Source organism: Fibrobacter succinogenes, assembly GCF_902779965.1.
GTDB classification, from domain to species: Bacteria; Fibrobacterota; Fibrobacteria; order Fibrobacterales; family Fibrobacteraceae; genus Fibrobacter; species Fibrobacter succinogenes_F.
In genome coordinates this window covers 102,407-127,456 of sequence record NZ_CACZDK010000006.1, presented here as the reverse complement: position 1 = coordinate 127,456, position 25,050 = coordinate 102,407, and the positions used below count along the sequence as shown (strand labels likewise).

Sequence of the window (25,050 nt, the reverse complement as noted above, 5' to 3'; positions counted from 1 at the left end):
AAAATTTTCTAAATTGTCGCTCAATGGAAACGACATCGATAGTTTTGCCTAGCGCACTGACTGCGGAGAACAGCAAAAGGCTGCTCTCGAATTGCAGGAGTGCCCTCTCCAAAGGGGAGCTTTATCTGGACGGATCAAGCCTCACCTCGATGGATTACAGCGCCGATGCCTTTTTTGCACTTTTAGCGGAGCTTTCCCAAAAGACGGGCAACAAGCTCGTCCTCGCGCACTTCGCCCCCGAAATCAAGCAACACTTGCAGAATCTCCGCAAGATGGAACCGCCCGAAAAACCTCAACGCGAGACAAACAATATTCTCGAAATGATGGGCGACATCGGGTTCATGCTCATTAGGGAAACGTTCGAAGTTCTCAAGCTTTTGTTCATGTCTATCTACTGGACGATAATCGGTCCGTTCGACAAGGGCAAAATCCACTTTGGAGGCATTACCAAGCAGATGTTCAAGTCCGGCAGTGAAGCCATGGGTATTTGTTTTTTGTTCGTGGGACTCATTTGCCTTACGATGGCTTTGCAGAGTTCAGTGATGTTGAATGCGGTGGGCGGCGGTTCTTACCTCGCATCGGGGCTTGGGTTCCTTATTTTTGCAGAAATTGGCCCGCTCCTCACAACGATTATTTTGGCCGGGCGTTCCGGTAGCGCCATGGCGGCAGAAATTGCAAACATGAGCGTTTGCGAAGAAATCAAGGCGTTAAAGTCCATGGCCATTCCGCCGGTGCAGTACCTCGTGGTTCCGCGATTCATCGCGTTAAGTGTCACGACCCCAATTCTCTCGTTCAGCGCCTCCATCGTCGGTAGCTTCGCCGGGTTCCTCATTGCGTATTTCTTCTGCGATATTTCCTTCTCGAATTACATGATGGGGCTCCGCGACGGCATCGACCCGATGACCTTCCTCAAGAGTACCATCAAGGCTCTCGTGTTTGGCTGGATTGTAACGCTCATCGCCTGCAACAAGGGACTCAACGCCCATGGCGGTGCAGAAGCGGTCGGTAAGGCGACAACTTCAAGCGTTGTGGCGGCCATTTGTACCATCGTGATTTCAGATACCCTTTTCGCCTTCATTTTCTACTAGAGGTCAATATGGACGAAATTCTAAAAGTAGAACATTTGAAAGCGAGCTACGGGAACGAAACAATCCTCAAGGATATTTCGTTTGGAGTGCGCAAGGGTGAAATCCGCATGGTGCTTGGGAGCTCCGGTTGCGGTAAATCCACGCTTTTAAACAACGTGTTGAAGTTTATCAAGTCGGACGAAGGCACGATTACTTACTTCGGAAAGAAGTTTGGCCCCAAGGAAGGTCTCAATAGCGAGACCCGTATGCGCACAGGCGTCTTGTTCCAAAGCGGCGCACTCCTTGCGGACTTGACCGTCGCCGAAAACGCGATGCTCCCGCTCAAACGCAGCATGCCCTACATGCCCAAGAGCCAGATGGAAGCCATCGTTGCAGACCGCCTTGAAAAAGTGCACTTGCTCCATGCGTTCTACAAGTACCCCGGTGAAATTTCTGGCGGTATGAAGAAGCGTGCAGCACTTGCCCGCGCGATTGCGCTCAAGCCGGAACTTTTGTTCTGCGACGAACCTTCGACAGGCCTCGACCCGGTGACCGCCCGTTCGCTGGACGAACTGCTCCTCGAACTGCGCGACACACTGGGCGTTTCGATGGTGATTGTGAGCCACGAACTGGAAAGCATTAAAATCGTCTGCGACCGCTTCGTTTATCTCAAGGACGGCTACGTCCTGAAAGATGCGACTTTGAAAGAAGGCATGGAATCCGACGATCCCATCCTCAGGCATTTCTTCAATAGGCAGTGCCCGAAAGAGTACAATGCCGAAGACTTTTACAACTTTGAATTTATTGATTGAGTTGAAAATATATGGAAACTACCCGATCCGAAAGAATTAAACTAGGCGCATTCATGCTCTTTTGCGGAGTATTGATTTGCATATTCCTAGGCTATGTGCTCAAGCGTTACCTGAGCGAGCAATTCGACAACTACTACACCATTTTCGACACGGACGTGAACGGACTTTTTGTCGATGCCAAGGTGAAGTTGAACGGCATTGCCGTCGGTAGCGTTACAAGCATCACGATTAACGAACAAAACCTGAATCAGGTTGTCGTTGCATTCAAGGTCACCCAGGGAACGCCGATCAAGAAAGGGACACGAGCTGGGCTCACCGCGGGCATGAACCTCACCGGTGAAAAGCAAGTTATTCTTTCGGGCGGTACTTTCAGCGAACCCAACGTTCCCGAAGGCGGTTACGTTCCGGCAGCCGCTTCGATGTTTGACCAAATTACAGGCCAGATGGGCGATATTTTCAACAAGGCGAATCCGATCGTTGACGGACTTGCCCGCGTGTTGAATCCAGAAAACGCCGAGAGCATTTCGCGCACGCTCAAGAACCTCGAAAAGACGACCGAAAACTTAAGCCACTTGACCGCCGACATCAGAAAGCCGCTCAACACCATGAGCAAGTCTGCGGTTTCGCTGCAAAAGATTCTTGCGGAAATCGAAGAGGCAAAGCTTGCCGCCAAGGCTGACACAAACCTCACCGTGCTCAAGGAAAAGCTCGAAGCTATCGACACCAAGGGTTTGAACGAAAACTTGATGCAAACCGCAGAATCCATGAACAAACTCACGCAGCGTGTTGATGCCATGGTTTACAAGAACGAAGACCAGGTCGGAAACGCCGTGGAAGAGCTCAATGCGATTCTTGAAAATCTCGAAGAATTTACCCAGAAGATTAAGAACAACCCGTCTGCACTCATCCGCTCCGAAGGCAAGAGCGGTCGTTAAGAAGGAGATTTGATCATGAAAGTAAATCGTTTGTTGGCAGCAGCAGCCCTCCTTTCAGCATTCACGCTCACGGGTTGCCTCGGCGGTTCGACAGAACCTTCCCGCTATTACACTATTTCTGCTGAATCCATTTCGACATCGGGTGCTACAAGCGACGCGCGCGTTCTCGTCAAGAAATTTACGATTGACCCGGCCTACCAGCGCAGCAACATCGTTTATCGCGAATCGCCGTATGACTTTATGTTCTACGATTTGGATTTGTGGGCAACGCGCCCAGAGCAGATGCTCACGCAAGTGACAGGCGAATACCTGGTCAAGAGTAACCTCTTCAAATCCGTCGATTTAAAGCCGATGGGCAAGCCGGATTTTGAATTGCTCGGCAATGTCGATGCGATTGAAGAAATCGACGAAGGCAGTTCACAAGATGCGCACCTCGCCGTGCAGTTCACGTTCCGCAAGGTCGGTGAAGATACGCCACTGTGGGAAAAGCGCTATGACGAGCGCCAGAGCATGAACAAGCGCGATGCGCACTCCGCCGCCGAAGCACTCTCCAAGCTTTACGCCAAGTACATGCAGGACGCGCTTGAGAATATCGCAAGAGTAAAGTAATAGTATTAGTAGGAAGTAGGCGGTAGGAAGAATTGCTAGGCGGGCTTAGGTCCGCCTTTTTTATTCTCGATGAATAGTCGGGACGCTTGCTAACAATTTTTTCGTGTAATCGTTTTGCGGGTTCGTGAGCACAATATCGGCGGGGCCGTGTTCTACAGCATGTCCAAAGTACATGACCAAGACTTCATCGCTCAAAGCGCGAACCACTTGCATATCGTGACTGATAAAAAGAATAGAGAGACCAAGTTCATTACGCAAATCGTCAAGCAAATGCAAAATCTGAGCCTGCACGGACACATCCAAAGCGCTCGTCACTTCATCGCAGAGCAACACCTTCGGGCGCACCATCAAGCTACGAGCAATGCAAAGGCGCTGGCGCTGGCCACCCGAGAATTCATGCGGGAACTTGTCCATGGCACCCGCCGGGAGCGAAACGCGATCCAAAAGCTCCCTAGCGCGTTTGCAGGCTTCATCGAACGAAACACCGCGAGCAATTACGGGAGCGGTCAAAATTTCAGTTACTGTTTGGCGCGGGTTCAAGCTGCTAAACGGATCCTGAAAAATCATCTGCACCAAGTCCGACACGCGCACAGCATCTTTAGCCGTGCCCACTTTACCGTTTTTTACCGGTAGTCCAAACAAATTAACATCACCGTTAGCAATAGGAACGAGCCCGACTAAAGACTTGACGAGCGTTGACTTTCCACAGCCTGACTCCCCCACAATCGAAAGAATCTTCCCTTGCGGGAGCGTAAAAGACACATTGTCAACGGCTGTAAAATAGTCCTTGACTTTGCTAAAAATGCCACCGCGAATCGGGAACCGTACCGTAAGCCCGTTTACTTCGATGGCAGGGACTGCACTATCAATTTTTTCGATATTCATCAAGCGTCCAACTCGGCAAGAGCGTCCTGAACGTTCTTTTCGGTCGCAATCAAAATTTGGCGACACTTACGCAAAAGCTGCGTAGCCTCTTGAACCTCCAGAGCAAGTTCATCAATTTCCATCTCGGAATTGTCGATTTTCGAGAGAATTTCTTCTAAACGCGCCATTGCGTTTTTATATTCAAAATTTTGCTCACTCATGTTCACGAATATAGTTAGATTTAATTCAAATGAATTTGTTCTATCGTTCCATATTACCCCTTTTAGCGTTTTTCGCCTTTTTCGGCATATTTCTTGCCGGATGTCTCGACGCTCCCAACGACCCACAAGAGCTGCAAACGGTCGAATCCATCAGCATTATGGTCAAGCAAAAAGACAATTCTTTTTCGACCATACTCAAGGTAAACCCCTCCGATTCAGCAACCATCAAAGCTAGCGTCATTCCCGAAAAATTCCATGATGAGCTTTCGTTTGAGTGGTTCTATTCTAACGAGAATAAAGATAATCTCCTCAAGAACGGAAGTAGTTACTCGTTCTACCCAAACAGATCCGGAGAGGACCTCCCCAACAAGCTTATCGTCACCGACCAAGAGGGCAATAACAAAACTTACGAATTCACAGTCGTCATCAACACTCCTCCTGTACTTTCGGATTCAACAATCCCATCAAGCGGAGCAAAACTTTATGGTTCACCGGAATCCGCATTCTTATTTGAATGGTACAGCATCGACAAGGATTTAAGCAACGGCGATACGTTGTTCCACATTCTTGAAATTGACGGTAAACAATATGATGTCGGAACGCTTTTGCAAGTCAAGCAATCAGGCTTTAAAGCAGGAGAACACTCGTTCCGCATTATCGTTCGAGACCTTTATGGCGATGCCGATACTCTTGCACCTAAGAAATTTTACGTTGTCGACACATTGGAGGCAAAATGAAATTTTTGAAAATTTTTGCCATTGCCGCATTTGCAAGTTTACTCCAGTCATGCTTTAATTCTGATGACCACATTTTTGACGAAGCAGAAGCCATCAACATCAGTGTAAATGTAGCCCTAGCAAAAACCATCACAGATGTATCATCGAAAGTCAAGGCTGACACGTTTCATGTCAACGACACGATTTTTTTCGTAACAACGATTAGTCCGAATAAAATCATTAAAGTTCAAGATTACCACTGGCTCATGGACGGCAAATACTGTTCCTCTGAATACAATTTCAAGAAACAGATTACCGAACCCGGTCACCACAAATTTACGTTCGTGCTAAAAGATCACTTTGGCGACATGCACTACGATTCGCTTGACGTGTGGGTTGCAGACAATCCAATTTTAAACGACAGTGCATTCACTCCAGCCAACGGAACGCAAGCCATCGATCCGTTCGAAGCAATTTACTTCACCTGGAGTGCCAAAACCGAAGGAATCAAACTTGCCCATTACTACCGATTTACACTGAGCGAGCAAGATTTCGCCAATGCCGATTCAAAGTTTGCCAAAATTGACACTATTCTATACGAACCAAATTTCACATTTCACAACAAATTAAATCAATTCAAAAAATACAATTGGTCAGTTCAAGCTTATAACGAATACAATTTTGCATCGATACAAAAAATCGAAAGCTCATTCTATACCAAAGGATTCCCTGGCGAAGGATCATTGCAAGCAACAATCGATATCGGGCAAGCCTCATTGGTTCCCATGCAGCTGACGCTAAAAAACAAGGACGATTTCAACAAGCATTTTGATTTCAAGTTCAATCTTTCATCGACGAACAACAATATTTCACTAGGTGTTATCCCAGCAGGAACATATCAACTGACACTTAGCTCGGATTACTTTGATTTTGGAGCGATTATAAAAGACGTCAAAATCAACGATGGCTTTGTAACAATTGCAAACAACCTCAAGCTCGTCGATTTAATTGCACCGACAATCGTTTCAATTACAAAAAGAGACACACTTGATTTTGCCGACACACTGCAATTCATTGTAAAGGACGGGAGCAGAGTCATTTCATCACAGGACATCAAAGTTTCCCTCGAAAACGAACCTATTCTTGATAAATTCTACAAAGACAGCATTTTAACAGTCGTGCTCAAAGAAACCGATAAAAGTTGGGCATACCGAATTCTTGCGATTTCAGCAACAGACGGAAGCAAGAACGTTTTCAGCAAATCATTCTACATTACGCCAAGCATACTTTGGTTTACCACAAACAACGATACGACTATCGCAAACGACGGGCTCGTCAAGATGTTCATTCAAGACAAAAACCCATTTGATTTTGTCGTAGATTCATTGCAACTCTTCAACGTCACAAAAAATAAAATCATTATTTCTGTTCCTAACACAAATACGATTTCAGCAGAACTTGAAGCAGCATTTTTCGATGCCGAGCAAACCATAAGATCAACAGTCATCTACAAGAACGGCTTACATCAAAGCAAGACTTGGAAGCTTTACGTTAAGCAAGCAACAACAATGGAGGAAAACTAATGAATTACAAGTACATTCCTCTATCAATTGCATTCGCTACCGCAATTACATACTCTCTCATTTCATGTTCTGATCCCGAGATACAATCGTCGGATATTTCTGAACTTACACAATCGATTTTTATCGTTCCTGAAAGCTATTATGGCGAGCCCTACAACGACAAACGCTACAAATCTTCAGATAAATTTTATGTCAACATTAATGAAAAAATCCGCATTTGCGGTGTTTACGCCATTAATGGAGAATATATATCGGCGGAACAGGCTATACCTTATTACAGTTTTCACAAATGGAAAATTGATAATGACGAAGCAGGAGCAACTTCGGTCTATTCCAGTTTTGACAAAGCAGGAATCCATAACATAACGTTTGAAACAATCGATCTTCTTGGCGACACTTTACAAACAAACGCAAAAATTTACGTCAATACGCCAACAAAAGTTACATTACAGTCACCCGCCAACAATTACAACCAAGTCGATGGCGATAATGAGAACGGACTCGAACTCACATGGAGTATTTCAGGAATTGACCCCTGGGAAACCTCGTACTGTACACTTTTCGCAGGCTACAACAAATCTAACATTTGGAATTCTTCGCTTGGAAACATGGATTGCATGGGCAGCGTCAATCTGCTTGGAGACTTAAACGCAGAAATAACCGAAAAAGGCGACACCATCAATCACGGTACCGAATCCTCCACAATTTACTGGGGAGTTCGTGCCATAATCAAAAACGAAAAAGGTCTGTCTGAACAAGCGTATAGCGACGTATTCAGTTTTTCCACAAAGTTAAAAAATGACGGATCTTCAATTATCGAGATTCCGGTAGTAAGCCTATCCAACCTCTTCCCGGAAAAATCAAAGCTAACAGGCGCCATTCTTTCGGCAGCGGGAGATACTCTTTCTAAAATTTCAGAAAACAAATCGACTACAAACATTATAAAGACACTGAGTCCGCAATCAAACATAAAAATTGTAATCTGCGATGAAATTCGTACAGAATACGGTTGCGATTCCATAACAACCAATTTAGCGCCCAGCACAAAAACGGTAACCGACACATTGTTCTTGCGCGACAATGTCAAGCCCAACATGACTCCAATCAACACAAATTTTCCGACAACCGTACCAATCAAGTTCATGCTTCTCGATAACGGTTCCGGCGTTAACGTGTCAAAGATTTATGCAACAATAAACGCAGATACAGTTCTATCAAAATACGAAAACAACATTGTATCCATAATCAACACGTGTCAAAATGAATGCAAGCTTGTCGTAAATGCTGAAGACTATGCACGCAACAAGGCACCCAACGTTTATTGGAAAATCAAGGTCAATGGTTCTGAAACAGGAATTTTTGGACCATACACCAAGCAGGAGGACAACAAATGATTAATATCAAGAGAGCCTCCATCGCAATTGTCATTTTGCTTTTTGCTCTTTGCGGGAATGTCTTTGCAGAACAAAGCGCATCAACCCAAACCAAGACTCGCTATTTGCAGATTTCGACAAATCCGTCAACGGTTGATTTGTACACCGGCCTGATTTTTCCAGACTTCGCCAGCAAACCCAATTACACATCCCCCGCATTTATCCCTGTACCCGATGGAAAAGACAGCATCATCGTTTCGTTTTTCCACCCGAATTACGCGGATACGACAATCAACATTGCACTCTCGCCTAACGATACATCATTCATCATTGTAGCACTCAAGCAAACTTACGACGATGAAAGAATCGAAAGGAATCAAGACCTTTTAAAACACAGGAACAGGCGCATACTCGGAGGATACCTCAAATGGGCATCCATCGCCCCCTTTGCCATTAGCGGAATTTCTGCAATCATCTCGCTTTACAATATAAGCAAAGCAAACGACCACAAAAGAGCTATGGAAAACACGCGCTTCGTAAACGAAAAATACGATGAACACATGCGTGATTTCAAAGACCACAAAAGTAGCGCCAAAACCGCTAAAACAGTCTCAGGGATTTTCTTTGCAACAGGAATAGCATTCCTTACAGCAGGATTCGTTCTTTCATTTTAGGTAGAATATGAAAAAGATTTTCTTACTCATTGCAATCGCCTTAACCGCCACTTTCGCTAACACCGAAGGCATTTTCGTTGATGTCGAGCTCTTGTCGGGCACAAAGCAACGCGCAAAACTTATGGGTATTGAAAACGATACCGTAAGCCTTGGCGGATACATCCAAAACAAGTTCACAATCGTAAAGATTGCCAAGAAGCAATTCAAAAGAATTGTAGATGAAAAAGGCAACGACCTTTTAAACGAAACTTCGCAAGCAAAAACAACGGCTGAAAAAACGGAGCCAAGTTCAAGTTCAATCGCCGTTAGCTCGGCAGCAGAAAGTTCGGCCCAATCATCAAGTTCTGCAGCAATTTCAAGTTCGTCTACCGCGATTTCTTCAAGCGCAAAACAAGCCCACATAAGTTCCTCCAGCACGAAATCGCCTAGCGTGAGTTCTTCTAGCGCAAAAATATCTAGCTCCAGTTCTTCAAGCGAAAACGCACCGGTTGCAAGTTCATCTAGCATCAGTTCGTCTAGCGAAAAGCCTGCACCAAAGCCCATCAAAACCGTTCTGATAGCCTACACTGGAGAAGGAGTCAACCAGTCCATTGCCGACCAATTCACAGGCCTTACCGCGCGATTGCTCATGGAAGCTGGCGAAAATCCACAACTCATTCGCAAGAGCGATATCAAGAACTGTGATGACAACATCTGCATTCAAAACGAACTTTCCTCTTATGGCTACAAGTCTATATACTTTGGCGAAATTGTCCCGAATATCAAAACCGATAGCTTAACGTTAAACCTCACGCATGCATTTTACGAAGATTCGTTGCCAATGTTGCACAGAGCTAGCGTGAACATTTCAAGGCAAGCCGTATTCAGCGATGCCATTACCAACAACAAATTAAGGAATCAACTTTTAGACGCTCAAGGTAAAGAGACTATTAAAGCAAAACAAAATCGTGCTTACATCCACATTGAAACGGACCCCGACGGAGCAACGATTTCTCGTTCTGAAAAAGACGCTATTTGCAAATCGCCTTGCACATTCGTCGTTACAGACACAAACAAATTCCCGCTTTACGCCTATTGGGATGTCGACAGACACCTTTGGGGAGCAAGCACAAACATCACTCCTCTTCTCGGCGATACAGTACATATTTCACTCAAACTTAAGCGCGTTGCTCCCGAAATTCGCATTTTGACATTCCCCGAAGGCGCAAGCGTTTACAAAGCAGACGCCCCCATCACCAAGCGTTCCAAGGCAATCGCCAAGACGCCTGAAAAAATCCCCGTTTACAACATGGGAACAGACAGCCTCATTATCCGCAAAGCAGGCTACAGAGATACGCTCGTCAATTTCTTTGTCGCACCGGTATCGCAAATAGACTTGAGCATTGATCTTGAAAAGTTGACCGACTTTGACGAAATCGAAAAGCAAAACAAGTGGCTGCACGAAAAGAAAATGCAAACTCTCGGCGAAGCATTTATTGGCGGTGCTGCAGGAACCGTTCTTATTGGTGGATTGCTCATGTACTTTGCCCACTTAGACTACAACGACGCTGACGACATCAAGAAGGATCTTAAAATTCCAGGAGCGGTCAAAGGAACAAACTACCAGAACAAAGTCAAGAAAAACAAGAAGTTAGTCGATCAAGGCGACAACAAAGCCATTGCCGGCGGCATTTTGCTCGGAACAGCAGCAGCACTCCTCGGCGTCGGCCTTTACTTCTATTTCTAACATCAATAACAGCAATTATTATTAAAAAAGCGTCGGCCAAGGATGGGGAGGGTGCAGGGAGGGGCCCGTGCGGCCTTCGCAACTCCGAGCTGGGGCCCCGCCCGCATGACGTACTTTTTCATATTAAAAAAAACGACTTTTATAATAAAATCAAAAAATTTATTTTTTAAATTTCTAAATTTGTCCCAATGAAAAAATCAGTCCTTAAAACAACTATTGCTTTAACTCTTTTCTTTACCGCTTTTACTTTTGCTTCTGATGCAATTGCCGCTGATACGGTCGCCAATGCCGGCGCCGCAGCTGCCGAGGCTACCAAATCAACAGGCATTTACAACCAAATAATTGATTGGTACAATGACAACTTAAACTACGGAACGATCACGCTCTTGATGGCGATTGAAAGTTCGTTCATTCCGTTCCCGTCTGAACTTGTCGTGCCGCCAGCCGCTTACAAGGCATTGCAGCCGGGTTCTGGCCTCAACATTGCACTCATCGTATTCTTTGCAACGCTCGGCGCTTTGATTGGCGCTTATATCAACTACTATCTCGCCAAAATTCTCGGCCGCCCGATTATTTACAAATTTGCAGATAGCCGTCTCGGACACTTCTTGCTGCTTGATGTCGAGAAAGTTGAAAAGGCCGAGAACTACTTCCGTGAACATGGCGCCATTTCGACATTCGTCGGCCGCCTCATCACAGTGATCCGCCAGTTGATTTCTATCCCGGCAGGTCTTGCAAAGATGAAGCTCGCTCCGTTCACGCTCTACACATTCCTCGGTGCAGCCATTTGGAACTGCGTCCTCGCATTGCTCGGCTACCTCGCCCACGGACAAAAGGACATCATCGAGAAGTACAATTCCGAACTTGCCATCGCATTGCTCGGCTTTGGCGTGCTCTTTATCGCTTACATGGTCTGGAATGCCGTGAAGCCAAAGAAAAAATAGCTATGGGCACGGTCGCCTACGGTTCCCTCCGAGGTATGAGCAATTGCCCAAAGCGAAGCGACCCCAAAGGCACAACGTGCCGACCCCATAGCCCAAAGCGAGTTTACGAGCGAGCTGAGAGCGAAGCGATCTAAAAATTGCAATTCTTGACGCAGCGGTTGTTTTGGAATTCGGCTTCAAATTCTAGTTTGCCATATTTGTATCGACGATAGGCGCCATGGCGGAGCCCATGAACAAAATTCATGTCTTCCATAATTTTCCCGAACTCATCGTACATTTTGAACACACCATGAATTTGTCCGTCTACATATGGAACCTGGCGGCGGAGTTTCCCCTTTTCATCCCAAATTTCTGACACCCCGTTTAAGATTCCATGGCGATATGTTTCGCGGCTTTTCCTTTTGCCATTCGCGTAATAGATGGTGCTATAGCCTTCTTCTTCGCCTTCCAGATACCCGATGGTTTCATGGAGCTTTCCATTTTCATCGTACGAACGTAAAACCCCGTCTATCTTGCCATTTCTATACGGCACTTCAATCGCCAATTGACCGTTCGGGTGATAAGAGAGTGACACCCCCTCGCGCACATCCGTCCCCTTTAAAACGGTGTAAATTCGTGACACACGACCGTCATCAAAAGTCGTGCGAATAGTATCCAAAGCAACAGAAGCAGCCTTGGGCGCGGCGATAGCCGTGCCTGCAATCACAAAAGGCGTAAAAAACGTGAAAAAAAGCTTCTTCATTGCATTATAATGTAGCATAATCATTTCATATTATGTATTTTGTGAGCGTCATGAACGTTACTTTTTTAAATCCCCCGTTTCACCCGATGTTCAGTCGGGAATCTAGATCCCCGTGTGTTACGAAATCCAGTACGCTTTACTGGCCAATGTTTTTGAGCTATGCTGCCGGCGTTTGTGAAGCCGACGGTAACGAAATCCAGCTTATTGACAGTCCCGCTATGGAACTCGACCTTCCGCAGACGCTCGAAGGCATTAAGAAGTTCGGCCCGGAACTTGTCATTTGCAGCACAAGCACCCCGAGTATTTTGAATGACCTCAAGGTCGTCCATGCGATTAAAGAAGCTTTGCCGAACGTGAAGGTTGCCATCATGGGCACGCACGCGACTGCCGAGCCGCTCGAATCCATGGAAATGGAACCGTCTTTGGACTACGTGGTGATTGGCGAAGCCGACTACACCTGTAGGAACCTCGTGCGCGCTCTCCGTGGCGATGGCGCTCCCGTCGGTCAGTTTGCAGGACTTGCCTACCGCACCGCCGAAGGCAAAGTGGACTTCCAGCCCGAAGGCCCGAAGATTGAAAACCTGAACGAAATTCCGTGGGTTTCCAAGGTTTACCGCAAACACCTTTACAGCTGCTACAAGAAGTATTTCTACGGCGCAAACCTGAACCCGCTTATCGTGATTTTGTCTGGCCGTGGCTGCCCGAACCACTGCAGCTACTGCGTGATTCCGCAGACGCTCAACGGTCACAAATTCCGCCGCCGCGATCCGAAGGACGTTGTCGACGAACTCCAGTACATCAAGGAAAACTTCGAAGATTTAGGCGAAGTGTTCTTTGAAGACGATACGTTTACGGCAAGCCACGAACACGTGCGCCAAATTTGCAACTTGATTCTCGAACGCGGTCTCAAGATTACGTGGAGCTGCAACGCCCGCGCCGATGTTCCGCTCGATTTGCTCAAGCTCATGAAGAAGGCCGGTGGCCGCGAAATGTGCGTGGGCTTCGAAAGCGCCTCCCCCGAGGTTCTCGAAAAGATCCACAAGGGTGTGAAGAACACCGACAAGGCAATTGAATTTACGAAGAATGCCCGCAAGGCAGGACTCCTCGTTCACGGATGCTTCATGGTCGGTAACCCGGGCGACACGCCGGAAACGCTCCGCATGACGCTAGACTACGCCAAGAAGCTGAACCCGAACACAGCCCAGTTCTACCCCATCATGGCATACCCCGGCACCGAAGCTTACAAGGAAGCTCTTGAAAGCGGCGCTCTCAAGTCGAAGGATTACAGCCAGTGGCTCGACAAGGACGGTTTCCACCGCACCACAATCCAGCGTGGCGAACTCACGAGCCAAGCTCTCGTGGACTTCTGCGACAAGGCCCGCCGTGAATTCTACCTGCGTCCGAGCTACATTTTCCATCAAGGCATCATGGCCATCAAGAACCCGCGCGAACGTTACCGAGTTCTCCGTGGATTCGGTACACTCGTGAAGCACTTGTTCAGAAAGCATGGTGAACTCGCGCCAGTCGCAAGACAGGCTCCGACGATTAAGGAGTAGTGCGGCGCAGCCGCAGTTACTAGTTACTAGTTTTTAGTTACTAGTAAATCCAAACACAATTGCAAGATGTCCGCCTCGTGCGGGCATTTTTTATTTTGTATTTTAAAGTTCAGATTAATTCACTAGAGGCCAGCATGATTTGCAAGAAATGCGGAAGGAAATACGAAGACGACATGCCGAAGTGCCTGTGGTGTGACGCACCGAATGAAAGCAAGGTCAATTCCTCAACCGCAAACCCGGCAGACAAAATCGAGCCGGAGGAAGCAGCACCCCTCACGGAATGCGAAGTACGTGGCGATCAGGCGATATATTGGCTTAAGGCTTTCTTTTTCACCAGCCTCATCATGATTATTTTACCCATAACTGCTATATATTGGGAATCAACAAATGGTCCCTTAGACATAAACTTACTGGGCATAATTGTCGGTTTTTGGGTTTGGCTCGTCCCTCTACTCATAACAGCACTATGCCCGCCGTTAGTCTTGTTATGGCCAGTCTTTGCCCTAGCCACTCTTGCTTCATGCATCTTTCTAGTTATTTCCTTATGCAAGTGCATCTATCACTACTGCGGTTGGCTTCATTTTTCCGAAACAGAACAAAGTCATTTCTCGAAAATGCGTTTTTTTCCTGATGATGCAGTCATCTGCGCCCTAATTCCCGTTATTGGTCCTGTCTTTCAATATTTTATTTTCAACGACTTGCTCGCCCGGCAAAAAGAAGTGTTTGAAAGGAATCATCAAGACTGCAGGAACCTTCCTGATAGGCTACTCCCCGTAATTTCCGTATCCGGCTTTGTGATGCAGTCAGGATTATTGTCTATCTGCATTCTCAAAGAGTGGATTCCAATCGTATGGTTTGCCAGCGTATTTTCCGGCATATTCCTTTTCGCTAGCTACATCAAAATCATACGCACCATCACCGCGAACGCAAGCACGCTCCATTCATTGGCGACAGCCAACACTCCCAGCGACACTCCCGACAACCTACAGAGGCCAGCATGAATTGCGAAGAGAGCGAATCCGTCAATGATGAAATTCAGTCGCAAGAATTTTTCGACAAAGAAATTCAGGAGAATGTCCAGCGTGGAGAAAAACTGATTGGCAGGGTAAAAAAATTCATTCCTATAATTATCAAGACCGAGATACTCTTATTTTTCATACTTATCATCGGATACTGTTTTGGATCAGACTTTTTGTTAGGACTATTCTTTATCGCATATCCACTCCATTCTCTGTTCGTTTTTTTCGTATTGCTTTCGTCATTAGCTATTTATTGTAAGTGGCTTTACCGTATTTTGAGCAATCTTCGCAAATTTACAGAAACCCGTTTTTCACCCAAGATCGCTGTCGCTTGCTCGCTACTCCCTGGTATCGGGCAAATTTTGACATGCTTCATCTTCAAAGATATTCTCACGCACCAAAAAGAAATCCTTGACACGCATAGTGTCAACACCACATCAATTCCAACAACCACACCACTATCACCGCTGTTACTAGGACTAGGCACCCTGTTAACATTGCTAATGTACACATTAGGAGCAAACAGCTATATGGTAGGATTTATTTTCTTAGCATTATTTTTTCCCATTATAATCTACCTCTTCATTTTCAAAGTCGCTTTCGACATATTTGCAATAATCGTCCTGCTCATATACATGAAATTGATTCAACAGCCCCTATCAAACGAAACGGCGATCGCCCTATTGAATATAGGCTTAAAAAAAGCAAAAAAACTCCAATAGTTTAAATTGGAGGCTGACACTAATCACACTTTTTAAATAATTCAATTTCAATTCAAAACATTCCATATCCATAGATTATATTTATATACTGATATAGTGATTTTTTAACAGAGGAAGCCATGGACGATATTATTCAGGCGATAAATATCTGTATCGACTTGTTCAGTCTTTCCATCTTGTCTCTCATTTTGGTTCTTCTCTGGGTCGGGCATTGGCGAAACGACAGGCTTCAATACAATTTTATAGGCATGATCATCGCCTACCACGGCGTAATCATCACGTACGCCATCATCCACTTTTGCGATGGAGAACTTTCGGCCCCAGTTTACGCAATTGTCGATTTAGTCAGCTTTGTTTCGAGCGCGCTATGCATCTACTACTTTTCGCAGTACGTATTCGCGTTCCTCGAAAATAGAAAGTGCGAACTCAGCAAAATCACACACTACACCATTTACGCCCTTTGCGTCCTCGACTTTTTACTGAACGTCGGCGTAGACATTTCTACAGGTGACATTACCCGCGACTGGACCTCAAACGAGACCATTGTTTCTTGGCTAGCCACCGGCGTCTGGGGCTTCATCATGACAGGAATCATCATCTATTTTCGCAAGCAGTTCGGGCTACAAACATTTATTTTATTTACAATTTACTTCATTCTCCCCTTTATTGCAGGCTCAGCAGCGCCGTTTGCCGAAGGTATCCGCATAGATATCGTCAGCGTGATTTTTGTAATAGTCTGCCTTTTTGTCGGCGTGCAGGTCAGTGAAAACACCTCGCACAAATTGATCGAAAAAATCAGTTTCAACGATGCCATGACGGGACTTTTCAACAGAAACTACCTGGTGATGCATCCCGATGACGTGAAGCGCAAGCTCCCGTGCAGTTACGTGATGTTTGACTTGAACCACCTCAAGGAAATAAACGACAATTATGGTCACAACAAAGGAGATGAATACATCCAAAGCTTCGCCGAAATTTTAAAGAAGATTCTTCCCGAAAATGCCGAAGCCATCCGCACTGGTGGCGACGAATTTTTAGTAATTATACCCAAGTTCAATCACACAAAATGCGAAGCTTTTTTGAAGCAATTTATAGAGATTTCCAAGCAAACTCAAGTTCAAGGAATTACAGAAAGCGCCGCCTACGGCTTTGCCATCCGCACAACAGGCATGCAATCCGAAGATGAAGTCATTGCAGCCGCCGACAAGCAAATGTACTTGCAAAAGAAATCATCCCGAGAAGGGAGATAATTGAAGTTAGAAGTAAACAGTAGTCGGTAGGAAAGACAAATGCAAAGGGAATGTGCGCGGAAAGCGGCGCTGCACCGAGCATACAAAAAGACCTGGAACAAAATCCAGGTCTTAAAAATTAATTCAGACTTTATCTAAGTCCGCCTTAATAGCGAGAACATCAGATTCAGAAAGTTTTGAAATACGTATAACCTTTTGTACCGAATCACCTTCAGCAAGCATACTTCTTGCCATTTCGCGAGCTTTTTGGTCCATACCTTTTTCAAGACCCTGTTCGATTCCTTGTTCGATTCCCTGTTTAAGTCCCTGTTCAATCCCCTGTTTGAGCCCCTTTTCAATCCCCTGTTCAATCCCCTGTTTGAGCCCCTGTTCAATCCCCTGTTCAATCCCCTGTTTGAGCCCCTGTTTGAGCCCCTTTTCCAAACCTTCTTTTAGCCCAGTTTCAATAGCATACTCACGAATAGCGTATGCGTCCCATTTGGCTTTCTGTGCTTCATCGATCATTTTCTGTTCCTCTTTTGATAATTTAGCCAATTCCGCCATGAGAAACAAGAGCTCGAACGCCGTATTTGCATACTGCTTAGGCATATGAGTCATGTTTTTTATGTTCTTCAGCACGTAAAGTCCCTTGTCTAGCGTCGTCTCTAGTTGATCCAAAGGCTTATTGAACTTCGGAAGTTCCACAAACGCAAAAGAGAGGATATCGCTCACGCTAGCACCATTGACCTCGCGAAGCTTCGCTCGGCGAATATAGCGGTCATCGGCAAACACATTAAATTCCATGAATACGATTGTAACTACCGGCTTCAACTCGTATTTGTAGCTTTGACCACGTTCGCCCTGCGCAATAACCGTCTGGGAAGCATAGTAAATAGCACGATTAACGATGTTTTTCTGCGGTAAAATTTGAACTTCGATGATGAACCGTCTCTGTGCGGAATCGATGCAATACAAATCAAAAACCGTTGTCCGATTTTCATTCGATCCATCGTTAAATTCCTTGTCACGAGACTGAACATCCACAATCGGCGATGAGATTTCACCTTCAAGCACAGCATTCAAAAGCGCAATCAAACAAACTTTATTCTGCGAGTCGGGATTGAAAGCCTTCTTGAAAGTTCTATCTGTCAGGAGATCAGCAAAAACACCAGCCCCCTTATACTCCTCATAAGTTCTAGCCTCGCTAATTGTTTTGCCCCAATGGATTTCAGCTACATTATTGTCGTTTTCCATATTTTTCCGTTGTTAAACGCCCGATGATGTCGGGTTCATAGACAGAAAATGCTCCCTATCCATTACATTAACACGTTTTAGAAACTCGTTTGGCCTAAAAATTTTTAAAAATTATGAAAATTTTACAATAGGTAAAATTCATCGAGAAAATTCACACTTTTTCGCGAACTTTTCTTTAAACTGTTTATCTTCCATAGCATCCTGCAAATCAAGGATGTCTTCTTTTTCGGCGTATTTTCCGTTCCACCCGATTTCACAGGAATCATTGAGGTGGAAAGATTCCTTGTATTCATCATTCATAAAGCAATCGGCGAGGAATAGGTATTTTTTACACCATCGATAGTTACAACAGTATCAAGATTTCATCATAGTACAAACTACATAAATTAACGTGCTTGAAAAGCGACAAAGCGCAGAATATACAAAAAAGACCAAGAACTAAGTCCAGGTCTTTTTTAATTTTTCGAGACGGCGATGCCCACCAAATGTCCGATTTGAAAAATAATGGATCCCCTACGCTTCGCTTCGAGGATGACAATCGGGCATGACAAGTGCCGCGCGGTTTACTTCGTTGCCGCAGCAAAAGCCGCGCCAAGCTTTGCAAGCGCTTCATCGCATTCAGCAGCGGAGACGTTCAGCGGCGGGAGCAAACGGAGCACGTTGCCCTTAGCGCTGAGGACCATCATGCCTTCGTCGCGGGCGGCTGCAATCACGTTGCCGACCGGGAGAGATTCGTCGAGAGCGAGGCCGAGAATAAGGCCTTCACCACGCACGCTCTTCACTGCCGGGAACTTTGCGGCGATAGCTTCGAGGCCAGCCTTGAGCTGAGCTGAGCGAGCTTCGACATTGGCGAGGAATTCCGGCTTTGCAATCTGGTTCACAACAGCGAGACCCACTGCGCAAGCAACCGGGTTGCCACCAAACGTTGTGCCATGATCGCCTGCCTTGAGCTGGTCAGCAACCTTCTGGCGGAGGAGCACTGCACCGAGCGGGAGACCGCCGCCAAGAGCCTTGGCAAGCGATACGAGGTCAGCATCAATGCCATGCTTCTGGAGGCCAAGGAATGTGCCGAGACGGCCCATACCTGCCTGGACTTCGTCGACAATCACGAGGCAGCCGAATTCTTTCTTCAAGCTGTTGATGGCAGCGACCATTTCATCGGAAACGGTCATCACGCCACCTTCGGCAGCGAGAGATTCGAGCATGATGGCGCAAGTGTCGTTGTTGACTTCGGCCTTGAGGGCAGCCACATCGTTCCAAGGAACGTGAACAAAGTCACCCGGCATGGAGCCGAAGCCTTCGCGGATAGCCGGCTGACCCGTTGCAGAAAGGGCTGCAAACGTACGACCGTGGAAGCTGTTGATGAACGTCACGATCTTCTGGCGGTTCTTTTCACCCTTGCGATCGAAATACTTACGTGCAAACTTGATGCAACCTTCGTTAGCTTCGGTACCGGAGTTGCAGAAGAATGCCTTGTCGAAACCCGTTGCAGCGAGTAGAGCCTTAGCGAGGTTCACCTGCGGGAAGTTCGGATAAAGGTTCGAAATGTGGAAGAAGCTGTCCATCTGTTCTTCGACAGCCTTCTTGATAGCTGCGTTCTGGTGGCCGAGAGCGTTCACAGCGATGCCAGCGACAAAGTCAAGATACTTCTTGCCGTTCTTGTCGAACAAGTAAGAACCTTCGCCACGGACAAATTCAATATTGGCCTTGCCATAAAGCGGTGCGATATACTGCTTGTCTTCTTCAAAAATCGAATTAGCCAAGGATTGTGCCATAGTTCAGTTCTCCATTAATTTGTTTTACAAAGTGTTCGGCATCCTTCCAGCCGACAATGTGAATGCTCTTGAGGCCGCGTTCAATGCTCTTGAAGCTTTCGCGGACCTTCGGGATCATGCCGCCACTGATGACGCCAGACTCGATGAGTTTTTCGGCAGCAGCCTCGCTCAATTCAGGAATGACGGTCTTGGTATCGTCCATCACGCCCGGGACGTCGCTCACCAGCACGAACTGGTCAGCATGGAGCGCCACAGCCAGTTCGCTTGCAGCCGTATCGGCATTCACGTTCCAGCTCACAGCCTTGCCGTTTTCGTCAGGACCAATCGAAATCGGGCTCACCACGGGCACAAAACCAGCAGACCAGAGCGTTTCCACGATTTTCGGATTGACTTTTTTGACTTCACCCACGAGACCAAGATCCACCTTGCCCTGTTTCTTGACAACTTCAAACAACTTGGCATCTACGCCGCTCAGACCGACGGCGCTGCAATTGTTTTCGAGGAGCATTCGCACGAGCTTCTTGTTGACGTGCCCCGAGAGCGTCATTTCGACCATCTTCATGATAGAAGGTGTCGTGACTCGGAGACCGTCGATAAAGGTGGGTTGTTCTCGGAGCAAGGAAATATTCTCGTTGATATCCTTGCCACCGCCGTGCACCACGGCCACTTGGCAGCCCATAGCCGGAAGCTTGCTGACTGCCGCCACAAAATCGGCCAACTTGGCTTCGTCGATTGCCAAGCTGCCACCAATTTTTACAACCACTTTTTTCATCGTTAACGATGTCCTCATAATTTTCAGGCGAAAGGCGAGCACCATTGCCCGGATTAGCCCGAAAAACTTGAACCAAATTTAAAAATAGTTGGCAAAAGGCAGTAGGTAGTGGGTAGAGATTATTCTGTATTTTCTATGATTTCTACCACCAACGCTTTGACACAGGAAAATGGAACAAGGCAACTCCAAAATAAAGCCTGAAACCTTTTTTCAAATCGTAGGTGTCCAAAAACGAATAGGAATAAGAAGCCGTCACTCTAACAAAAAAAGGAATTTCGATGTTTACATCACCATGCACACGGAAATAAAATTTCTGATTAGGCTTAAAAGCAAACCAATCTGTATTATAACCGATTCCGACCGAAATAGGGACATATTCACGCACGACATAGAATTCCAATGTGGGATTTAATAGCGCCGCCATAGCATAATATACACGGAGTTCATGACTAGATGGATCAAAGAAATCATAGATCGCAATCGGTATAGCAATCGTATGCAAGAGAAAGGCAGCACCAATTCTTGTGACAGAATCTTTAGTGTCATTAACCAAATGAAAATTAAACGACTGACCATTCAAATACAATCCGTCGGCAATTTTTACGCCGCCCCACAACCCCAAATTATAATCGTCTTTATTGATACTAAAACTGAGCGGCAAAATAGTCCCCTCTGACGAGACCAAATCACGCATCCAGCCTGACCACCCACCAGAAGGTGAAGCAAAAGAGAACGAGCAAAATAGGATTATAAGGCAGACAAATTTACGCATTTGAATGAGAATATATAAAAACATGTTGTTGGTTAGGAGTTAGGAGATACTAGTTATTAGTTGTTGGTTATTGCTAATGACTATTGACCATTGACTAATGGCCAAGCCCCATTTTTTTCCATTTTCCTTTACTTTTTTCACCCTGCAAGCGTAATTTTTTTATATCTTTTGGGAAAACCTAACCAATATAAGAGGTATTTTATGGCAATTACAAAAGTTTGGCTCGATGAATCTAGCGACGAATGCGTCTCCTGCGGCGCTTGCGAAGCAACTTGCGACGCTGTCTTCTCCGTTCCGGAAAAGATGGTCGTTAAGGAAGGCGTAGACTTCTCTGCTTACGAAAACGAAATCAAGGACGCAGCTGAAAGCTGCCCGGCTGGCGTTATCAAGTTCTCGTAATTTCGAGCATTTAGGCAAAGTTGTCGCAAATTTCGCGATGTAACGAAGCTTTGCTTATCTTGTGAGACTTAACACAAAAACAGCACTCGATTCTATCGAGTGCTGTTTTTGTTTGTTTTGAATCGTCATTCTGAGTCATTTATGGCGAAGAATCCAGTAAAGTTTTGATTTAACTAGATGGGGCAAGCCCCAACTCTTCGGCTCGGTTATGCCCATGCAAGCATGGTCGCAACACTCGCCTTCTAAGTAGTCTTCCGCCTTCGGCGTCAGGATGACGGATGGACTCTCGGCTAGAAGCCTTTGCGCTCCTATGGAGCGCAATGCCCGGCGATTTGCTTATGCCGGCAAGCAAGCTTGCCGTCGCAATCAAATCTTAGAAGCCTTTTTTCAGGTTCTTGAGGAGGGAGTTGAGTTTGGCGGGCTGGGCGGCCTGCGGCTTCTTCTGAGCAAAACCCGGGCGTTCCTTGCCCGCAATCTTGTTCTTAAGGTCGGCAATCGTCGCATGACCCTGGATGCCACCCTGCGGGCGAGCACCACCATCACGATGACCAACGCCACGCGGACCACCCACGCGCTGACCGCGAGGACCGCTCACGCCAGCACCGGCGACACCGTCCGTCTGTTCCTGCTTCATGGAAAGGCTGATGCGCTTCTGGTTAGCATCGACTGCAACCACGCGAACCTTCACCACGTCACCGACCGTAAGCACGTCCTTAGCGTCCGTCACATACTTGTCGCTGATTTCAGAAATGTGAACGAGACCGTCCTGATGCACGCCGATGTCCACGAAAGCACCGAAGTTAGCAACGTTGGTCACGACACCTTCCATCCAGCTTCCCGTCACGAGGTCGTTGATGGTCTTGATGCGGTCATCGAACTTTGCATAACGGAATTCCTTACGCGGGTCGCGGCTCGGCTTCTGGAGTTCCTTGAGGATATCTTCCAAAGTAGCACGACCGACTTCGTCGGAGAGGAATTCATCAAGCTTGATGCCCTTCACAGCGTCCGCATTGCCGACCATTTCCTTGACCGGAACGCCAACCTTTTCAGCCATCTTTTCGACGAGGGCGTAGTTTTCAGGATGCACGGCGGAATCGTCCAACGGGTTTTCAGCACCCGGAATGCGCATAAAGCCTGCAGCTTGTTCGAAAGCCTTCGGGCCAAAGCCCTTCACCTTCTTCAAGTCTTCGCGGCTTGCATAAGCGCCGTTTTCTTCGCGGTACTTCACGATAGCTTCAGAAAGCGTGTTGCTGAGGCCTGCCACGTGAGAGAGGAGCGGAGCAGAAGCGCTGTTCACATCGACACCGACCATGTTCACGCAGCTTTCCACCACTTCGTCCAAGCGCTTCTTGAGTTCGCGCTGGTTCACATCGTGCTGGTACTGACCCACGCCAATAGACTGCGGATCAACCTTCACAAGTTCAGCAAGCGGGTCCTGCAAGCGGCGACCAATGGAAATAGCACCACGTGTAGTAACATCTTCCTTCGGGAATTCGGCAATAGCAATCATGCTTGCGCTATAGACAGATGCACCAGCTTCGGAGACGATGACGCGAGGCGGAACCTTGCCCTTGAACTTGAGAGCCATTTCGCCACAGAAAGCGTCCGTTTCGCGGCTTGCCGTACCGTTACCAATTGCGATGAGGTCAATCTGATACTTGTCGATGAGGCTCATCAGATAAACAGCGGCACCGGCCTTGTCGTTCCACGGTTCATGCGGCTTGATGATGCCATGATCCATAAACTTGCCGTTCTTGTCGAGCACAGCCACCTTGCAGCCCGTACGGAAACCCGGGTCGAGGGCGAGCACAGCCTTGTGGCCTGCCGGAGCGGCAAGCAAAACGTCCTGGAGGTTCTTGGAGAATACCTTGAAAGCTTCTTCTTCAGCAGCATCCTTGAGGAGGAGGCGCACTTCGCTTTCCATGCTCGGCTGGAGCAAACGTTCCCAAGCGTCCTTGCACATGTCTTCGAGATACGGCTTCCAGACAGAGTCGCCCTTGATAACCTGATTCTGGAGGTAACCGACCATTTCTTCGTTCGGGACCTCGATGGAGAGGCGGAGCACCTTTTCCTTTTCACCACGGCGGAGAGCGAGCATACGATGGCTCGGAATCTTCGAGACCGGTTCGCTAAAGTCGTAGTAGTCCTTGAACTTCGTTTCCTGCTTTTCGAAATCCTTCTTGACCTTGGAAACCATGACGCCAGTCTTTTCGACCTTGTTGCGGAGGTACTGGCGGAATTCTGCGTTGTCTGCAACTTCTTCGGCGAGGATGTCAGCAGCACCCTTGAGTGCAGCACGCGGATCGGCGAGGCCCTTTTCTTCGGACAAATAAATGCGGGCGATTTCTTCGGCCGTGTTGCCCGTATTTTCCTGGGCCCACATGAGGCGGGCAAGCGGTTCCAAACCAAGTTCCTTTGCAATCGTTGCACGAGTACGCTTCTTCGGCTTGAACGGAGCGTAAATATCTTCGAGAAGAGTCTTGTCCTTGCAAGCTTCAATCTGAGCCTTGAGTTCCGGCGTGAGCTTGCCTTGTTCCTCGATGCTCTTGAGGATCGTTTCCTTGCGGTCCACAAGTTCCTGGAGGTAGTCGCGACGGTGGCTGATGTCGCGGAGTTCAATTTCGTTCAAAGTACCCGTCTGGTCCTTGCGGTAACGGGCGATAAAGGGGATCGTGCCCCCCTGGTCCATAAGTTCGAGCGCCTTAGAGACGCGCCACACTTCAAGATTCAGCTCTTCGGCAATAATCGCAGAAAAATCCATTTGAGATTCCTACTTGTAGATTCCGTTTCCGGATTTTGGGTCCACCGAGCCATACACCCTTGATTGGATAGCACAGCCCGCACGGCCCTCGTGATACACGCCTGGCAACAACCGCTGCCAGACACCCCGTTCGGGGGTCTAGTGAATATAGCAAAAGAAAGTGTCAAATTTTTGACAGTTGAGGACAGGGCGCAAAAAAGATGTCCGGACAGGGAGGAACGGGAAGAAAGACTAGCGCCAGGAGATACAGTTGAGACGGTTATCATTTCCGTCAAAAAAAAAGACTGAAGCAAGAAGCTAAGACAAGCTCTTGATAAACTCCGGTGCGAAATCGACACCGTTGCTCCACACGATTGTACGAGCCTGAACTTTGAAATCCTTGAACAAGTCCAAATTCGAAAGTTGCTGAACAATCGGTCGGTGATCATCTTTGACATGAACTTGGGTCTAATGTAGATAATTCAAAGACTCCTTCCAAGTCATTGTATATCGCATGGAAGTGCGGAGGCATATGATCATTGAAAA

General features: G+C 46.9%; 25 protein-coding genes. 15 read left to right on the top strand and 10 right to left on the bottom strand.

What is annotated here, in order from left to right; translation table 11 throughout:
- Nucleotides 1–23: 23 nt before the first annotated feature.
- The 4 genes from HUF13_RS04720 to HUF13_RS04705 are packed head-to-tail and all read left to right on the top strand — an operon-like array spanning nt 24 to nt 3,423.
- The gene (locus tag HUF13_RS04720; protein ID WP_173474041.1) at nt 24–1,088 is read left to right on the top strand and encodes an ABC transporter permease; all 1,065 of its coding nucleotides are present in this window, start codon (nt 24–26) and stop codon (nt 1,086–1,088) included.
- 8 nt (nt 1,089–1,096) lie between these two features.
- Nucleotides 1,097–1,879, top strand: a complete 783-nt coding sequence (locus HUF13_RS04715; RefSeq protein WP_173474040.1) for an ABC transporter ATP-binding protein — start codon at nt 1,097–1,099, stop codon at nt 1,877–1,879.
- Nucleotides 1,880–1,932: 53 nt separating this feature from the next.
- Nucleotides 1,933–2,814, top strand: a complete 882-nt coding sequence (locus tag HUF13_RS04710) for an MlaD family protein (RefSeq protein WP_304038820.1) — start codon at nt 1,933–1,935, stop codon at nt 2,812–2,814.
- A gap of 15 nt (nt 2,815–2,829) precedes the next feature.
- The gene (locus HUF13_RS04705; RefSeq protein ID WP_304038819.1) at nt 2,830–3,423 is read left to right on the top strand and encodes an ABC-type transport auxiliary lipoprotein family protein; all 594 of its coding nucleotides are present in this window, start codon (nt 2,830–2,832) and stop codon (nt 3,421–3,423) included.
- A 60-nt stretch (nt 3,424–3,483) separates the two neighbouring features.
- Here HUF13_RS04705 and HUF13_RS04700 read toward each other — a convergent pair whose 3' ends face one another.
- Nucleotides 3,484–4,308: an ABC transporter ATP-binding protein gene (locus HUF13_RS04700; RefSeq protein WP_173474038.1), complete on the bottom strand. Its 825-nt coding sequence runs from the start codon at nt 4,306–4,308 to the stop codon at nt 3,484–3,486.
- Nucleotides 4,308–4,508, bottom strand: a complete 201-nt coding sequence (xseB, locus tag HUF13_RS04695; protein WP_173474037.1) for an exodeoxyribonuclease VII small subunit — start codon at nt 4,506–4,508, stop codon at nt 4,308–4,310. Before xseB ends, HUF13_RS04700 begins: the two co-directional genes overlap by 1 nt.
- A 29-nt stretch (nt 4,509–4,537) precedes the next feature.
- On the opposite strand from xseB, the gene HUF13_RS04690 reads away from it, so the two are divergent.
- The 6 genes from HUF13_RS04690 to HUF13_RS04665 all read left to right on the top strand — a co-directional run bounded on the left by HUF13_RS04690 (nt 4,538) and on the right by HUF13_RS04665 (nt 11,524).
- On the top strand, nt 4,538–5,245 hold the full coding sequence (locus HUF13_RS04690; RefSeq protein ID WP_173474036.1) for a hypothetical protein: 708 nt from the start codon (nt 4,538–4,540) through the stop codon (nt 5,243–5,245).
- Nucleotides 5,242–6,807, top strand: a complete 1,566-nt coding sequence (locus tag HUF13_RS04685) for a hypothetical protein (protein WP_173474035.1) — start codon at nt 5,242–5,244, stop codon at nt 6,805–6,807. Before HUF13_RS04690 ends, HUF13_RS04685 begins: the two co-directional genes overlap by 4 nt.
- Nucleotides 6,807–8,201 (top strand): hypothetical protein, encoded by a 1,395-nt coding sequence (locus HUF13_RS04680; protein WP_173474034.1) that lies wholly within the window; start codon nt 6,807–6,809, stop codon nt 8,199–8,201. The genes HUF13_RS04685 and HUF13_RS04680 overlap by 1 nt, the downstream gene beginning before the upstream one ends.
- Nucleotides 8,198–8,854, top strand: coding sequence for a hypothetical protein (locus HUF13_RS04675; protein WP_173474033.1), 657 nt, complete (start codon nt 8,198–8,200; stop codon nt 8,852–8,854). The genes HUF13_RS04680 and HUF13_RS04675 overlap by 4 nt, the downstream gene beginning before the upstream one ends.
- A 7-nt stretch (nt 8,855–8,861) precedes the next feature.
- Nucleotides 8,862–10,580: a hypothetical protein gene (locus HUF13_RS04670; RefSeq protein WP_173474032.1), complete on the top strand. Its 1,719-nt coding sequence runs from the start codon at nt 8,862–8,864 to the stop codon at nt 10,578–10,580.
- A 188-nt stretch (nt 10,581–10,768) separates the two neighbouring features.
- A complete protein-coding gene (locus tag HUF13_RS04665) occupies nt 10,769–11,524 on the top strand; it encodes a DedA family protein (protein ID WP_304038818.1) in 756 nt (251 codons plus the stop codon).
- A 130-nt stretch (nt 11,525–11,654) separates the two neighbouring features.
- On the opposite strand, the gene HUF13_RS04660 is transcribed toward HUF13_RS04665, so the two are convergent.
- Entirely contained in the window at nt 11,655–12,266 is a 612-nt protein-coding gene (locus HUF13_RS04660; protein ID WP_173474031.1) for a toxin-antitoxin system YwqK family antitoxin, read from the bottom strand.
- Between the two features lie 32 nt (nt 12,267–12,298).
- Here HUF13_RS04660 and HUF13_RS04655 point away from each other — a divergent pair, with 32 nt between their 5' ends.
- The 4 genes from HUF13_RS04655 to HUF13_RS04640 all read left to right on the top strand — a co-directional run bounded on the left by HUF13_RS04655 (nt 12,299) and on the right by HUF13_RS04640 (nt 16,813).
- On the top strand, nt 12,299–13,822 hold the full coding sequence (locus HUF13_RS04655) for a radical SAM protein (protein WP_369697074.1): 1,524 nt from the start codon (nt 12,299–12,301) through the stop codon (nt 13,820–13,822).
- 134 nt (nt 13,823–13,956) lie between these two features.
- A complete protein-coding gene (locus tag HUF13_RS04650; RefSeq protein WP_173473950.1) occupies nt 13,957–14,823 on the top strand; it encodes a hypothetical protein in 867 nt (288 codons plus the stop codon).
- Nucleotides 14,820–15,563: a hypothetical protein gene (locus HUF13_RS04645; RefSeq protein WP_173474029.1), complete on the top strand. Its 744-nt coding sequence runs from the start codon at nt 14,820–14,822 to the stop codon at nt 15,561–15,563. Before HUF13_RS04650 ends, HUF13_RS04645 begins: the two co-directional genes overlap by 4 nt.
- Nucleotides 15,564–15,682: 119 nt before the next feature.
- The gene (locus HUF13_RS04640) at nt 15,683–16,813 is read left to right on the top strand and encodes a GGDEF domain-containing protein (RefSeq protein ID WP_173474028.1); all 1,131 of its coding nucleotides are present in this window, start codon (nt 15,683–15,685) and stop codon (nt 16,811–16,813) included.
- Between the two features lie 123 nt (nt 16,814–16,936).
- Here the strand turns inward: HUF13_RS04640 and HUF13_RS04635 are convergent, their stop codons facing one another.
- The 5 genes from HUF13_RS04635 to HUF13_RS04615 all read right to left on the bottom strand — a co-directional run bounded on the left by HUF13_RS04635 (nt 16,937) and on the right by HUF13_RS04615 (nt 21,287).
- A complete protein-coding gene (locus HUF13_RS04635; RefSeq protein ID WP_173474027.1) occupies nt 16,937–18,046 on the bottom strand; it encodes an Rpn family recombination-promoting nuclease/putative transposase in 1,110 nt (369 codons plus the stop codon).
- A 138-nt stretch (nt 18,047–18,184) separates the two neighbouring features.
- The gene (locus HUF13_RS04630; RefSeq protein WP_173474026.1) at nt 18,185–18,346 is read right to left on the bottom strand and encodes a hypothetical protein; all 162 of its coding nucleotides are present in this window, start codon (nt 18,344–18,346) and stop codon (nt 18,185–18,187) included.
- Nucleotides 18,347–18,609: 263 nt separating this feature from the next.
- Complete coding sequence (locus HUF13_RS04625; RefSeq protein WP_173474025.1) at nt 18,610–19,821, bottom strand: aspartate aminotransferase family protein; 1,212 nt, start codon at nt 19,819–19,821, stop codon at nt 18,610–18,612.
- On the bottom strand, nt 19,802–20,593 hold the full coding sequence (gene argB, locus HUF13_RS04620; RefSeq protein WP_173474024.1) for an acetylglutamate kinase: 792 nt from the start codon (nt 20,591–20,593) through the stop codon (nt 19,802–19,804). The genes HUF13_RS04625 and argB overlap by 20 nt, the downstream gene beginning before the upstream one ends.
- A 142-nt stretch (nt 20,594–20,735) precedes the next feature.
- On the bottom strand, nt 20,736–21,287 hold the full coding sequence (locus tag HUF13_RS04615; protein WP_173474023.1) for a hypothetical protein: 552 nt from the start codon (nt 21,285–21,287) through the stop codon (nt 20,736–20,738).
- A 279-nt stretch (nt 21,288–21,566) separates the two neighbouring features.
- Between HUF13_RS04615 and HUF13_RS04610 the strand changes: the two genes are divergently transcribed.
- Nucleotides 21,567–21,764, top strand: coding sequence for a ferredoxin (locus HUF13_RS04610; protein WP_072827484.1), 198 nt, complete (start codon nt 21,567–21,569; stop codon nt 21,762–21,764).
- Nucleotides 21,765–22,137: 373 nt separating this feature from the next.
- Here the strand turns inward: HUF13_RS04610 and HUF13_RS04605 are convergent, their stop codons facing one another.
- Both HUF13_RS04605 and HUF13_RS17555 read right to left on the bottom strand, forming a co-directional pair.
- Nucleotides 22,138–24,525 carry a Tex family protein gene (locus HUF13_RS04605; RefSeq protein WP_173474022.1) on the bottom strand — a complete coding sequence of 796 codons (2,388 nt, stop codon included), beginning with the start codon at nt 24,523–24,525 and terminating at the stop codon, nt 22,138–22,140.
- Between the two features lie 424 nt (nt 24,526–24,949).
- A complete protein-coding gene (locus HUF13_RS17555) occupies nt 24,950–25,036 on the bottom strand; it encodes a hypothetical protein (protein ID WP_369697075.1) in 87 nt (28 codons plus the stop codon).
- Nucleotides 25,037–25,050 lie beyond the last annotated feature (14 nt).